Annotated in this window: 13 protein-coding genes and 1 tRNA gene; 7 read left to right on the forward strand and 7 right to left on the reverse strand. The window is 66.1% G+C overall.

Annotated features, from left to right (window positions below):
• Position 1 precedes the first annotated feature (1 nt).
• A complete protein-coding gene (locus tag ACYQML_RS15005; protein ID WP_056429449.1) occupies positions 2-919 on the reverse strand; it encodes a branched-chain amino acid ABC transporter permease in 918 nt (305 codons plus the stop codon).
• A 323-nt stretch (positions 920-1,242) separates the two neighbouring features.
• Here ACYQML_RS15005 and ACYQML_RS15010 point away from each other — a divergent pair, with 323 nt between their 5' ends.
• The 3 genes from ACYQML_RS15010 (at position 1,243) to ACYQML_RS15020 (ending at position 2,885) form a co-directional block, all read left to right on the forward strand.
• Entirely contained in the window at positions 1,243-1,869 is a 627-nt protein-coding gene (locus tag ACYQML_RS15010) for an acyl-homoserine-lactone synthase (RefSeq protein WP_461233237.1), read from the forward strand.
• Positions 1,870-1,946: 77 nt separating this feature from the next.
• Entirely contained in the window at positions 1,947-2,150 is a 204-nt protein-coding gene (locus ACYQML_RS15015) for a hypothetical protein (RefSeq protein WP_207412692.1), read from the forward strand.
• A gap of 117 nt (positions 2,151-2,267) precedes the next feature.
• Positions 2,268-2,885 carry a PRC-barrel domain-containing protein gene (locus tag ACYQML_RS15020; protein ID WP_461233238.1) on the forward strand — a complete coding sequence of 206 codons (618 nt, stop codon included), beginning with the start codon at positions 2,268-2,270 and terminating at the stop codon, positions 2,883-2,885.
• A 215-nt stretch (positions 2,886-3,100) separates the two neighbouring features.
• Here ACYQML_RS15020 and ACYQML_RS15025 read toward each other — a convergent pair.
• A tRNA-Leu gene (locus ACYQML_RS15025) sits at positions 3,101-3,185 on the reverse strand.
• A gap of 115 nt (positions 3,186-3,300) precedes the next feature.
• A complete protein-coding gene (locus ACYQML_RS15030) occupies positions 3,301-3,606 on the reverse strand; it encodes a FliM/FliN family flagellar motor switch protein (protein WP_056426499.1) in 306 nt (101 codons plus the stop codon).
• Positions 3,607-3,743: 137 nt separating this feature from the next.
• Here ACYQML_RS15030 and lipB point away from each other — a divergent pair, with 137 nt between their 5' ends.
• On the forward strand, positions 3,744-4,397 hold the full coding sequence (gene lipB, locus ACYQML_RS15035) for a lipoyl(octanoyl) transferase LipB (protein WP_207412762.1): 654 nt from the start codon (positions 3,744-3,746) through the stop codon (positions 4,395-4,397).
• A gap of 378 nt (positions 4,398-4,775) precedes the next feature.
• The gene (locus tag ACYQML_RS15040; RefSeq protein WP_461233239.1) at positions 4,776-5,936 is read left to right on the forward strand and encodes a PepSY-associated TM helix domain-containing protein; all 1,161 of its coding nucleotides are present in this window, start codon (positions 4,776-4,778) and stop codon (positions 5,934-5,936) included.
• Positions 5,937-6,210: 274 nt separating this feature from the next.
• Here the strand turns inward: ACYQML_RS15040 and ACYQML_RS15045 are convergent, their stop codons facing one another.
• On the reverse strand, positions 6,211-6,945 hold the full coding sequence (locus tag ACYQML_RS15045) for an AraC family transcriptional regulator (protein WP_461233240.1): 735 nt from the start codon (positions 6,943-6,945) through the stop codon (positions 6,211-6,213).
• Positions 6,946-6,958: 13 nt separating this feature from the next.
• Positions 6,959-7,861, reverse strand: a complete 903-nt coding sequence (locus tag ACYQML_RS15050; RefSeq protein ID WP_461233241.1) for an alpha/beta hydrolase — start codon at positions 7,859-7,861, stop codon at positions 6,959-6,961.
• A 288-nt stretch (positions 7,862-8,149) separates the two neighbouring features.
• Between ACYQML_RS15050 and ACYQML_RS15055 the strand changes: the two genes are divergently transcribed.
• Positions 8,150-8,815 (forward strand): DUF2268 domain-containing putative Zn-dependent protease, encoded by a 666-nt coding sequence (locus ACYQML_RS15055; RefSeq protein WP_461233242.1) that lies wholly within the window; start codon positions 8,150-8,152, stop codon positions 8,813-8,815.
• 131 nt (positions 8,816-8,946) lie between these two features.
• Entirely contained in the window at positions 8,947-9,414 is a 468-nt protein-coding gene (locus ACYQML_RS15060; RefSeq protein WP_461233243.1) for a GNAT family N-acetyltransferase, read from the forward strand.
• A 166-nt stretch (positions 9,415-9,580) separates the two neighbouring features.
• Here ACYQML_RS15060 and ACYQML_RS15065 read toward each other — a convergent pair whose 3' ends face one another.
• Together ACYQML_RS15065 and ACYQML_RS15070 are read right to left on the reverse strand one after the other, a co-directional pair.
• Positions 9,581-11,383 (reverse strand): calcium-binding protein, encoded by a 1,803-nt coding sequence (locus ACYQML_RS15065; protein ID WP_461233244.1) that lies wholly within the window; start codon positions 11,381-11,383, stop codon positions 9,581-9,583.
• Positions 11,384-11,526: 143 nt separating this feature from the next.
• Positions 11,527-12,414 (reverse strand): cation diffusion facilitator family transporter, encoded by an 888-nt coding sequence (locus ACYQML_RS15070; protein ID WP_056426488.1) that lies wholly within the window; start codon positions 12,412-12,414, stop codon positions 11,527-11,529.
• Between the last annotated feature and the right edge of the window lie 53 nt (positions 12,415-12,467).

Here is a 12,467-nt window from a genome sequence, read left to right on the forward strand (position 1 = left end):
GTCAGACCTTCTCCACTTCGGGCCGGCCGAGGATGCCCGAAGGCTTGAAGATGAGCACGACGATGAGGATGAGGAACGCTGCCACATCCTTGTACTCGATGGTGAAATAGGCCGACCAGAAGGTCTCGATCAGGCCGATGATGATCCCGCCGATGACCGCGCCGGGAAGCGAACCGATGCCGCCGAGCACGGCGGCCGTGAAGGCCTTCACGCCGGGTACGAACCCGTCCGAGAACGAGACCACGCCGTAATAGAGCAGGTAGAGCGTGCCCGCGACGGCGGCCAAGGCCGCGCCGAGCACGAAGGTCAGGGAGATGGTGCGGTCGACATTGATGCCGAGCAGCGCCGCCATGCGCCGGTCCTGCTCCACGGCGCGCTGCGCCCGGCCGAACGGCGTCTTCTGCACGAGGTACCAGAACCCCGCGAGCAGCACGGCCGTGGTGATCATGATGATCGCCTGCTTGTAGGACAGGGTCACGGTGTATTGCTCGTTCTGGTAGAGCACGACCACGTCGCGCACGAGGGGCGGCACCGGCTTGTTGCGGGCGCCCTGCACCACCTGGACGAAGTTCGACAGGAAGATCGACACGCCGATCGCCGAGATCAGCGGCGCGAGGCGAAACGACCCGCGCAAGGGCCGGTAGGCCATCCGCTCGATCGCCCATCCCCACAGGGAAGTCAGCGCCATGGCGATGACGAGGACGATGAGGAAGACCAGGGCGACGGACGAGAGGCCGAGCCAGGTGGTGAGGATGAGAAACGCGATGAGCGCGATGAAGGCCGAGACCATGAAGACGTCCCCATGCGCGAAATTCACCATGCCGATGATGCCGAACACCATCGTGTAGCCGATGGCGATCAGGCCGTAGATCGACCCGAGGGTCAGGCCGTTGATGAATTGCTGGGCGAAGAATTCCATCGATGGGCTTTCGCGAATGGCATGCCAGATGCGCGAATGGCATGCCAGATGGCCGCCCGCCGCCATCCTTCGTGGAGATCGGCGCGGGCGTGGGGAGTGTCCGCAAGAACGCCCCGGGGTCAATCCAAGAATCGTTCTCGTCCGAAGGGATTGTCAGTCAGCGTCATGACGCCGCTCTCGGAGGTCGGATGCTCGATGCGGGAAGAAGAACGCTCTCCGCCAACGCGGCCATCCCAGACGAGCCATCGTCGACCCTACGGTTTCCCGTAGTACGCAACCTTTCCGGGCACTGCCAGACATGCGCCGAGGACGGAGTTGCTGGCATGATCCACATCATCACCCCCGCCAACGAGGGCGATTACCGCGACGAGATGGAGCAGGCCTGGCGCCTGCGCCACGAGATTTTCGTGACCGAGAAAGGCTGGTCGGACCTCGCCAGGCCGGATGGCCGCGAGATCGATCAGTTCGATACGCCCCACGCCATCCATTTCCTGGCGATCGAGGACGGCAGGGTGATCGGTTATAGCCGGCTTCTGCCGACGACGCGGCCGCACCTTCTGTCCGAAATCATGCCACAGCTCTGCGAGGGCGAACGTCCGTGCGGCACCCGGACCTGGGAATGGACGCGGCAGGCCGTGGCGCGCTCGCACAGGGCCCGCGGCAAGGTGGTCAACCCGGTCTCCCTCGCTCTGCTCACGGGCATCATCGAATGGGGCATGCACCACGGCGTGAACCGCCTCGTACTGCAGATGCCGACGCTCTACCTGCTGCACGTGGTGCAGCTGCACTTCCGCGCCCGCCCGCTCGGGCTGCCCCACACGATCAGCGGCGAGGACATCATCGCGGCGACGGCGGAATTCGACGAGCGCACCCTCGCGCGCCTGCGCAGCGTCAGCGGCAACCCGGATTCCGTGCTCGTACCCTCTTCCTACGCCTATCTCGCCGCCTGAGCGGCGGCCACTCGGCAGACAGCAGACGACACCTCGAAGACGAGGGTCTTCGACAACAGAACAAAAGGGCGCTCCCCATGTACTCTTCGGCAATGAACCGGGAGGATCACCTCCAGACGCTGGCAGGACATTGCATCGCGGCACGGGAGATCATCGAAACGTCGGGCACGCTGGTGATGCGCCAATTGGTCGATCTCCTGCTCTTCGAGATCGGCGTCGCCATGGCGAAGGCGACCGAGGCCGAGACCCAGACCGGGCAGCAATCGGTGCTCGGCCACTGAACCCGTCGACCACGGGACCTCCGCGCCGATCGGACGGCGCGGGCCGGGGTGAACCAGGACCCGGCCGCATGTGTTGAGGGTTCATCAGATCGCTCCCGATCGTCTGGAAGAACCGACATGCCGGCATACGTCCGTACCCTCGCGCTCCTCATCGTCGCCGCCTCGGCGGTTCCGGCGCTCGCACGGGACGGCCAGACGGGACAATCCGCCTTCCTCACCCAGGCCCCGCTGGGGAGCTTCAAGGCGTCCAAGGTCATCGGCCTGCGCGTGGTGGGCCAGGATCATGTCAAGGTCGGCACCATCGAGGATGTGCTGGTGGATGGGAATGGCCGCATCCAGGCGGTGGTGATCGATGTCGGCGGCTTCCTCGGTGTGGGCGGAAAGCGAGTCGCGGTGGCCTTCGACCAGATGGCGTGGAACACCAACGCCAAGGCCGGAGAGCTTCCGGACCCGTCCATCGTCAAGCCGAAGGACGCCCCCTCCGAGGCTCGAGCCGCCAAAGTGACACCCGAGACCATGCCGGGCGCGAAATCCGGCGATGCCGTCCTCAAGGCGGAGAATACCGGCGATACCGACCAGGCCACCGGCCCCGCGGGCGCCGCCACCACGACCGAAGCCACGAAGGGCCGGGCGAGCGTCCATGTCGGCGAGCCGATCGAGGCGGAGATCCGCCAGACGAAAGCGGAATTGCAAGCCGCGCCGGTCTTCACCTACCCGACGCAGAAGGCGGAGTGAGGAGGCATGCCGGGCGCGTGGTTCGGGAGCGGCCGCGATCGCCCGCATCGAACCTGGGATGCGGAGCTTGCGGCCGGATGCGCATTCCAGACCTCCGGCCTGAACCCGAGATCCGAACCCGACGACACTCTTCTTGATGATCGCTCGACGATCCCATCCGGCCTCGTGGCCGTCTCCGGGATCAGACGCTTCGGGGTACAACAACTCGATTGAGTTGGTGCGGCCAAGAGGACTCGAACCTCCACCCCTTGCAGGACTAGCACCTCAAGCTAGCGCGTCTACCAATTCCGCCATGGCCGCATCGGTGCCACCCGTTCCGCCGCGCTCTCCGCTGGAGGGCGGTGCGAGGCGTTTCGTGTGGCGCGGCGCAGCGGATAACAGATCGAATCTGCCACGACAAGCGCCGTCATGCGTCTCAGATGAGATCGACCGGTCCATCGAGGATCTGAACCGCCCCATCGCCGATGGTGACGCCCGGAATGCGGACCACGTCCGCCTTGCGGATGAGCTCGGTGATCTCCACCGAAATCCGGTTTCCGGTCACGACGATCTGGCCGCGCGCGATCGGGTGGTCGTTGGCGAGAATCTCGACCATATCGGTCTCGGTGGATTCGAGTTCGATCACGGCGCCGCGGCCCATGCGCAGCAGCATATGGAGCGGCATGTGGCTGCGCCCGAGCACCACCGAGAGATCGACCTTGAGGTCTTCGAGAACTGCCACGCGCCACGAACTCCGTCGGCCCGCACCGGGCCTGCCATGCCGGAGTGTTCCTGAGATATGGTGAAGCCTTGGTAAACGAACCCGCCGGCAAAAACCGTCTCTCCGTCTCGACGGTCGATTTTCGGCCGCGCTCCGGCATGCGGCCGGTCCTGTGGCGGATCAGCGACACTCCCGTCCCCTACGAAGAGGCGGTGGCCGCAATGGAAGCGCATGCGGGGCGGATCGCCGGCGGGGAGGCGCCGGAGATGGTCTGGCTGCTCGAACACCCACCGCTCTACACCGCCGGAACCTCGGCGAAGACCGGGGACCTCGTCGAGCCGGACCGGTTCCCGGTCCATGCCACCGGGCGGGGCGGCCAGTACACCTATCACGGGCCGGGCCAGCGGGTGGCCTATGTGATGCTCGATCTCAACCGGCGCAGGCCGGACCTGCGCGCCTACGTCTCCGCCCTGGAGGCCTGGATCATCGCCACGCTCGACGCCTTCAACGTGCGTGGCGAACGGCGCGAGGACCGCGTCGGCGTCTGGGTGCGCCGCCCCGACAAGGGGGAGGGGGTGGAGGACAAGATCGCGGCGATCGGCATCCGGGTGCGCCGCTGGGTGAGTTTCCACGGCATCAGCCTGAACGTGGAACCCGACCTGTCGCATTTCTCCGGCATCGTGCCCTGCGGCATCTCCGGCCACGGCGTGACCAGCCTCGTCGATCTCGGCCAGATCGTCACCCTGCCCGAACTGGACATGGCCCTGCGCGCGGCGTTCGAAGAGATTTTCGGCGAGACACAGGACGAATGAAGGCTGGCGCCGGACGGATATGGCGGCGCGTCATCGCTTCGGCACGAAAGAGTAGACCTATAAATTGGAATTATATATCAATATTCCATGTCTATCTCGAAGGCACAAATCTGAATAAGTAAACATTATTCCGCCATAGCGGTTTATAGTCATTCCAATCTATTCGATGAGATTCATCTATCCATCATTGAACAATTGACACGCCCGGCTTCGCGTTCGTAGTTCGGCACTTATCGACGTTCGACAGAGAGATGGTCTGTCTCACGCAGCACTGCACTTCCCCGAGGGCGCGCATAGTCGGCACATATCTCGACGTTACGGCGGGAGATCCGTTCCGGGCAATCGGGACCGCAGGGTTATTCTGGTAGGCGAGCGCATATGACGACCCGCACCGTTCTGTTCCGCCTGCATTGGCTGCTCGGCCTCACGGCGGGGCTCGTCCTGGCCCTCGTGGGCGTGACGGGCGCGCTGCTGAGCTATGAAGAGGCGCTGACGGAATGGGCGAATGCCGACCGCGCCTTCGTCACCGCGAGCGATGCGCCCCGCCTCTCGCCCGCCGCCCTCAAGGCGCGGGTCGAAGCGCAGCAGCCGGGGAGGGTGGTGAGCTCCCTGGCCCTCTGGGGCGATCCCGAGCGGAGCCCGCGCATCCGGTTCGCCAACGACCCGGCCATGGGCGCGCGGCCGCCGACCCTCTATCTCGACCCCGTCGACGGCCGGACCCTCGGGGAGATGCGCCTCGAAGACACGTTCGCCACCATCCGCAAGCTGCATCGCTGGCTGCTGCTTCCGGGCGACGGCAAGGGCTGGGGCCGCAGCATCACCGGCATCTGCGCCATCGCCCTCCTGGTCTTCCTGGCCACCGGGCTCTACCTGCGCTGGCCCAAACTCCATACGTGGGAGATCTGGCTGAAACCCTCCCTCAAACGGCCCGGACGGCCGCGCTGGTGGTCGCTCCACACCATCGCGGGGACCTGGCTCGTGCCCTTCTACGCCGCCATCGCCCTGACCGGGCTGTGGTGGTCCTTCGACAGCTACAGGAACGCCGCGACCTGGCTCCTCACCGGTGAGACCCGTGCGCCCCGGGCGGCACGCGGACCCGGCGCGCCGCCTCAGACCACCGGCTCGGCCCTCGATACCGCCTGGGCGACGTTCAGCGCCGGGGAGGGCGCCGGCGCGCACATGGCCCTCATCGCGCTGCCGGGGCCGGAACAGGCGGCGATCCGCATCCGATTCCTCGCCAGCGCGTCGGACCTGCCGAAAGCCCGCGACGAGGCGACCTTCGACCCCGCCACCGGCGCCCGCCTCTCGCAGACCCGCTTTGCCGACAAGCCCCTCGGCCGGCAGATGGCCGAGAACATGCTCGAAGTGCATCGCGGCCGCTTCTTCGGCGGGTTCGTCGCCTTCCTGTTCTTCGCCGCCTCCCTGGCGATGCCGCTCTTCGCGGCGACCGGCCTCACCCTCTACGTCCTCCGCCGCGGCGCCCGCCGCCGCAGGCTGATGGCGGCAGCCCCTGCCGGCGCGGGGACGATCCGCGCCTGATCGGGCGTCCGCCCATGATGCCCCTCAGGCAGCGATCCACCCGGCACCCGGCGATCCAGGCCGGCTTCCGAGTAACGATCTCCTCCGGCGGTCCCGATCTGACGGCTTATTCCGTCTGTTCATGACCCTTGGCAGGCATCGGGAAGGTCCGCTTCGCGGCACCTGGGCGGACGATGACTACGACTGGGTTGAGGGATCTCGGCCAGTCCGCAATCAGTCAGATAGGAGAAAAAATAGACTTGATGACGACTTCCGCACTCAAACAATGGGCATATCATCCGCAAGACGTAGAGTACTCGCGCGGTGACATCCCTACGAATCGTCGAAACATGGCTGCAAAAGCACCGGTGGTTTCATAGCCCAGGGCTTGGGCAGTCCCGGTCACGGACTCTCCAGCAATCAGCATCGGCACGGCCGAGAGAATCCGGGCTTGCTGACGCCACGTCGAGAGGGGGCAGCCGAGTTCATGAAGAGCGAGGCGTCTCAGAGTCCGAACTGATGCGCCGGCGCGACGCGCCAACTCGTCGATCCGGTGCTCTTCTCCAGGCCGGGCCAGTATGCCGGCACAAACGCGCGCTAGGCGGGGGTCTGAGGGCATCGAGAGGGCGACACCTTCCGGGTCGAGATCGGCGAGTTCATCGACCAGCACGGCGGTCAGGCGGCCATTACGTTCTCCATCGCTTGCGGCGCATGGATCGAGCATGCGCAGGATCAACTCCCGTACCAGCGTTGGGACCACGAAGCCGCGAGGCACATCGCCCAAGAGCCGCTGGGCGCAAGCCGTTTCGATGTAGAGCGTCCGGAGCGACACGTCTCCCCGTGCTCGGAGTGCATGCGCCAGCCGCGGCGGGATCCAGAGGGCTCGCTGAGGCGGGACGAGCCACAGGCGCTGAGCCGCCCGGATCTGCATGACGCCGGCGGTGGCATGAATAAGCTGCCCGCCGACATGGCAATGCTCGCCGACGACCGAGCCATCCACATAGTCGCGCGCAATGGCGTGGAGGGACATCGCTGACGGCTCGTCACGCGTGGCCATCGACGAGATGAGTACGGAACCAGTCACGAGCGGCAGCACTGGTTTGCTCGAAGAGCTTGACATAGGGATCGAAATGGCCTCCGGCGAGCAACATCAGATGCTTGGGTGGGAGCGCCCGCTGGTAAGCTTCCAGGCAGAGTTCCGTGGCCGTCAACAGGTCGTGGTCGGCTACGATCATCAAGAGTGGGGTGGGGCTGATACGGGCGATATGGATGGCGGGTTCGTTCTCGCGCGCCAGTTCAGCGCTGCGGAGGGTGAGTGTGTTACGCCAAGTTGGCGCAAAATCTCGGGTCTCGGTGAAGAAGACATAGGCGTCGCTGCCGGCCATCGCACACCCTTCATGCGGATCGTTCGAGACGGCCGGGAAGGTCGCAGGCTCCTCACCCCTGAAACGCGTGGCACGATCTGCGTCGAGCCGGGAGAGCAACGCCGGCACGAGATCAGCACGCGTGCGTCGAAGTGCTGAGCAGTAGCCGCTTATCGTCGGCACTTGACTGACGACACAGCGGACGCGCCGATCGAGGGCAGCAACCTCCAGCACATGGCCTCCGCTGTAACTTGTCCCCCATAGGCCGATGCGGGCGGGATCGACCCAAGCCTGGGTCTCGGCAAAGCTGATCGCATCGCGATATCCGCGTCGCTGCAGGACGGGATCGGCTTCCTGCCGGGGCAGCCCGTCGCTGGAACCGAAGTTGGCGTGATCGTACACCAGCGCGCCGAGACCAGCGGCAGCAAAAACCTCCGCGTAGTGGTCGAGATATTGCTCCTTCACCCCTGACAGGCCGTGCGCCATGACAATGCAGGGATGGCTCTGCGCCTCGCCTTCTGGTTCGTAGAGCCAGCCGCGCAAGTTACGGCCTTCGGAATGAAACTCGACATCGCGACGCATCTGGGATCCCCACTTGAGAAAGGATCATCTATGCCGCTTCGTCGGATGGCCGGCGTCGCCTGATCGGCCAGAAAGGACGCTGTATCGGCCAACATCATGCCGGACCTATCGTAGCGGCGGATGTCCGCTATCAGGCTCGACAAACAGCATCCTGAACGTCTCCGTCAGGTCGGAGGCGAAACGTCCGCTTCTGGCCGAAAGGCCAGAGTCCGGAAGCCACCCGCAGGCGAAGTTGCCCCATCTTGCCCTCCACGGCAGGGTGGGGATGTGAAGCACACGGAGTATCGGATGACGTGGCGACTCCATTGGCTTGAGGCATCCGGCGATCTGGGGCCCTGGCGTAGCACCATCGCTGATGAGGTCGAGATCGCTCGAAAGGCCGTAGCGGGCGTGCTACCTGTGCCGCCGCTCGACATCCTCGTGCAGCGCCTGCCCGGCGCGGTGATCCCGGAGACCGGCACGACGGGACAAGCCATGCGCCCTGGTCTGTTCTCTCTCGCCATCGACCCCGACAACCCGAACTTCGCGCACTCGCTGCAAAATGGGGACCTGCGCCAGACCGTGGCGCACGAGGCCCACCACTGCATGCGTATGGCCGGTCCCGGCTACGGCTGGACCCTCGGCGAGGCCCTGGTCAGTGAGGGCTTGGCAGGCCAGTTTGTGAGCCGCCTGTTCGGCTCGCCACCCGCGCCGTGGGAATGCGCCGTGACCGATGAGGTGCTCGCGGCTCACCTGCCGGACAATGCGACGCTCGCCGGCGACGGTCACGACCACCGCGCGTGGTTCTTCGGCTTCGAGGGACGGTACCCGCGATGGCTCGGCTACACCCTCGGCTACCGGATCGTGGGCGACTGGCTGGAAGCGGGGGCGGACACCGGTGGTGAAACCTGGGTCAACATCCCCGCCCACGAAGTCATCAAGGCCGCACGCGGACGAACGCTGTCAAACCTCTGAGCCGACGAGCAGCATGGTTCGCTTTCCACCCTTTTGGGCATTCTGGCCGCCAGATTGAATGAGTGTCATGGTCGGGTGAGGCTCTTGCAGCACCGGGGCCATCCCATGGAGCGCAAGTGGCGTCTGAGCGGATGATCCTTCGTCCAGCCGAAGAGAGTGATGTGCCCGCTCTCGTGCGCCTGCTGCGGCGCTCCTGGCTTGTCACCTGGGCCCCTGAACTTCCGTTCGAGGCGGTGGTTCAAACCTTCGCTTCGTTCGACCCTGCACGGCTTCACGCCGAGAAACAGTGGCGAAGCTTCATCGTCGCCATCCGGGACGACGTGCTGATCGGGATGATGCAGGTCGAGGACGATCAGATCGCCGACTTGCACGTCGATCCTGCCTTTTGGAACGAAGGTGCTGGCTCGAAGCTGCTCGACGCCGCCGAGCGGCAAGCCGCACGCATTCATCACGTCGTGCGTCTAGAGGTGCGTGCGTTCAATTCCCGAGCACGCGCCTTCTACGCACGTCATGGTTGGAGAGAGGTGCGCAGCTATGCCGGCATGGAGTGCGGGAGCCCTGTTGAGAATGTGGAGATGCAGAAACGCGTCAAAGCCTAAGGCAGAACGTCCGCCCCGCATTGCGACGGTTTATCAGGCGCCAAACGTCAGATTTTGACGACAGCGAAGACCAACACATCCCGTCGCCGGGAAGGGCAGGTGGGTCCGCGGCCATACCATGTCCCGGCGGGGGGCATCTCGGCCCCCGCGCCGAAAATTGCCCGGATCAGACCACCAGCAGGTCCGAGGCGGTCAAGTCGGGCTTGCCGAGAAGGGTCGCGAGCAGCACCGCATCGTGGTCGGTGCCGGAGCCGTCCGCGTCGTAGAAGAGATGGCCCTTGGCCGCGTCGTAGAGGATGCGGTGGTCTTCCGTGGTCGCGGCGCCGACGGCGAAGGCCTCGTCCGATAGGGAGCCGGGGGTCAGCGCCGTGAAGACGCTGGCATCGAGGGCGAGCCTGTCTTCGCCGTGGGTGAAATCGACGATCCGGTCCTTCTTGCCGGCGGGTAGCGTATCGAACACGAAGGTGTCGGCACCGGCGTCGCCGCGCATGACATCCGTTCCCGCGCCGCCTGTCAGGATGTCGTCCCCGGCGCCGCCGAACAGCCGGTCGTCGCCCGCGCCGCCGAGGAACTGGTTCGCCCCGGCATCGCCCCGCATGGAATCGGCGAAGGCCGAGCCCTTGACGATCTCGAAGCCGGAGACGCCCCCCGTGCCCGTGGCCCGGCCGGTTTCGAACAGCACGCGCGCCGATGCGCCGAACTCCGAGTAGTCGAGCGTGTCGGTGCCGTCGCCGCCGAGGCTGAGGCCACGGATGGCCGAGCCCGTCTCGATGGCTAGCGTGTTGTCGCCGGAGCCGAACTGGATCGCGGTGCCGCCCGAGCCGATGATGCGGCCGGCATTGACCACCACGTCGTCGAGGGCACTGACGATCTTGATGGCAATGCCCGACCCGCCGTGGATGAGCCCCGCATTGTCGATGCTCGTGAGGAACGGCGCATCCCCCTGCGACGAGTCGTCGATCAGGATTCCGAGGCCGGCGCCGTAGATCCGCGCGCCAGCGAGATTGACGATGTCGCCGCCGCCCGCCGCGATGCCTTCGGCGGTGTTGGGCAGCCTGTCGGACCCCGTGCCGCCGGCGCCGAGGCCGCGAATGGTGCCATGATTCTCGATTGTTGCACGGAAATCGATGTCGATCCCGTCGCCGTCGCCGTCATTGATGCCGTCCGGGCCGCCGCCGTCTTCGGAACCGGGCGTCGCGCCGTTGACATCGGAGCCGGCCGCATCCGCGAAGGTGCCCGTGATGATTCCGTGATTGATCACGGTCGCGGTGCCGTCCGAGCCGATGCCGGAACCGTTGCCGCCGAGGATGCGGGCGCCGGCCTCGTTCGTTACCGTGGCGACGCTGCCCTCGCCCATATTGACGCCGTGGCGGTCGCCGAGGATGGCGCCGCCGGCATCGTTGCGGATCGTCCCGCTCGCCCCGTCCTCGAACTGGATGCCGTCGGCACCCTGAACGTAGCCGGTGGCGGAACCGCCCCGGATGGTGCCGCTATTGACGAGATCCAGCGTCGCGCCGATCCGCACGCCGTCCGAGACCAGGGACAGCAGCGAGCCGGCATTGTCGATCTCGGCGAGGAACCCGCCCGTGGTCGAGGCGAGGTCGAGGGCCTGGCCTGTGCTGGAGACGATGGTCGAGCCGCTATCCGTGGTGATGGTGAGCGTGCCGGCGGCGACGGTGCCGTCCTGGATCTGAACGGCATCGTCCCCGGCGCGGATGGCGCCGCCATTGTCGATCGTCGCGGTCAGGGTCGCGCCGATTTCGCTCTCGAAGCGGATCGCGCGCCCCCCGGCGGTGTTCTCGATCAGGCCGTCATTGTGGATCTCGGCGCCGTCCGGGGCGACCTGGAAGCGCACGGACTGAGCATTGGCGGAGACAGACAGGGTTCCGTCCACCTGCAGCGTGTCGGCGCCCGCAAGGGTGAAGCGAGCGGTCTGCGTCGTGCCGTTCGCGACGGAATAGGCGGTCATGCGGTCTCATCCTCGGCCGGACGCGTCCGCGGACGAGCGGACGTCAAATCACCGGCCGTGGCGGACATTAGGGGGGTCGGATGACGCTCGAACGACGGTGCGCGTGGCGGTGGATTTTCGCGCATTCCGGGGGAGGCGCGCCCCTACACCACCGGCACGCCGCGGCCCTTGGCATGCTCGGCCGGCTCCACATGGATGACGACGACGGCCCCCGCGATGGCGCCCTCGATGGCACTCTCGAGCCGGTCGCAGATGTCGTGCGAGTCCTTCACGGTCATCTCGCCGGGCACCACGAGGTGGAAATCGATGAAGGTCGCCTGTCCGGCATGCCGTGTGCGCACGTCATGCGCCTCCAGCGCCCCCTCGCCATGCTCCGAGATCAGGGCGCGGATCTGGGTCACCATCTCGGCCGGAGCCGCCTTGTCGAGAAGGCCGCTCACGGAATCGCGCACCATGGTCCAGCCCGACCACAGGATGTTGAGGGCGACGAGGCCGGCGATGAGCGGATCGAGGATCAGGGTTCCGGTGAGGGCCACCAGGGCGACGCCGACCAGAACGCCACCGGATGTGAAGACATCCGCCATCACATGGCGGGCATCGGCCACCAGGGCGGGCGAGCGCCAGACCTTGCCGCGACTCAGGAGCGCCATGGACCAGGCGGCATTGATCGCCGTCCCCACCGCGCTGACGGCAAGGCCCAGCATCGGCGCATCAAGGGGTTTCGGGTCGAGGAGGCCGTAATAGGATTCACGCAGGATGAGGATGGCGGCCACGATGATGAGGGCCCCTTCGATCACCGCCGAGAAATACTCGGCCTTGTGGTGCCCGAACTGGTGGTCCTCGTCGGCGGGCGCGGCAGCCACGCGCAAGGCGATGAAGGCGAAGGCCGCCGCCGCCACGTTGATGATGCTCTCCAGCGCGTCCGAATAGAGCGCGAGACTGCCTGTGAGCCAGTAGGCGGTGAATTTGATCGCCATCACGAGAAGGCCGATTCCGGCGCTCGCGAGGGCGGCTTTCTGTGTGCGGTCCATTTCCGGTGAGAATCCGTGACGGGCCCGGCGAATGGCGGGGCAGGGCGTGGCGC

This window comes from Methylobacterium sp. CM6244 (genome assembly GCF_054817885.1).

What these genes read in the sequence shown, in the direction of transcription:
- ACYQML_RS15005 (WP_056429449.1), bottom strand. Translation starts at nt 919, where the DNA reads ATGGAATTCTTCGCCCAGCAATTCATCAACGGCCTGACCCTCGGGTCG.
- ACYQML_RS15010 (WP_461233237.1), top strand. Translation starts at nt 1,243, where the DNA reads ATGATCCACATCATCACCCCCGCCAACGAGGGCGATTACCGCGACGAG.
- ACYQML_RS15015 (WP_207412692.1), top strand. Translation starts at nt 1,947, where the DNA reads ATGTACTCTTCGGCAATGAACCGGGAGGATCACCTCCAGACGCTGGCA.
- ACYQML_RS15020 (WP_461233238.1), top strand. Translation starts at nt 2,268, where the DNA reads ATGCCGGCATACGTCCGTACCCTCGCGCTCCTCATCGTCGCCGCCTCG.
- lipB (WP_207412762.1), top strand. Translation starts at nt 3,744, where the DNA reads ATGCGGCCGGTCCTGTGGCGGATCAGCGACACTCCCGTCCCCTACGAA.
- ACYQML_RS15040 (WP_461233239.1), top strand. Translation starts at nt 4,776, where the DNA reads ATGACGACCCGCACCGTTCTGTTCCGCCTGCATTGGCTGCTCGGCCTC.
- ACYQML_RS15045 (WP_461233240.1), bottom strand. Translation starts at nt 6,945, where the DNA reads ATGTCCCTCCACGCCATTGCGCGCGACTATGTGGATGGCTCGGTCGTC.
- ACYQML_RS15050 (WP_461233241.1), bottom strand. Translation starts at nt 7,861, where the DNA reads ATGCGTCGCGATGTCGAGTTTCATTCCGAAGGCCGTAACTTGCGCGGC.
- ACYQML_RS15055 (WP_461233242.1), top strand. Translation starts at nt 8,150, where the DNA reads ATGACGTGGCGACTCCATTGGCTTGAGGCATCCGGCGATCTGGGGCCC.
- ACYQML_RS15060 (WP_461233243.1), top strand. Translation starts at nt 8,947, where the DNA reads ATGATCCTTCGTCCAGCCGAAGAGAGTGATGTGCCCGCTCTCGTGCGC.
- ACYQML_RS15065 (WP_461233244.1), bottom strand. Translation starts at nt 11,383, where the DNA reads ATGACCGCCTATTCCGTCGCGAACGGCACGACGCAGACCGCTCGCTTC.
- ACYQML_RS15070 (WP_056426488.1), bottom strand. Translation starts at nt 12,414, where the DNA reads ATGGACCGCACACAGAAAGCCGCCCTCGCGAGCGCCGGAATCGGCCTT.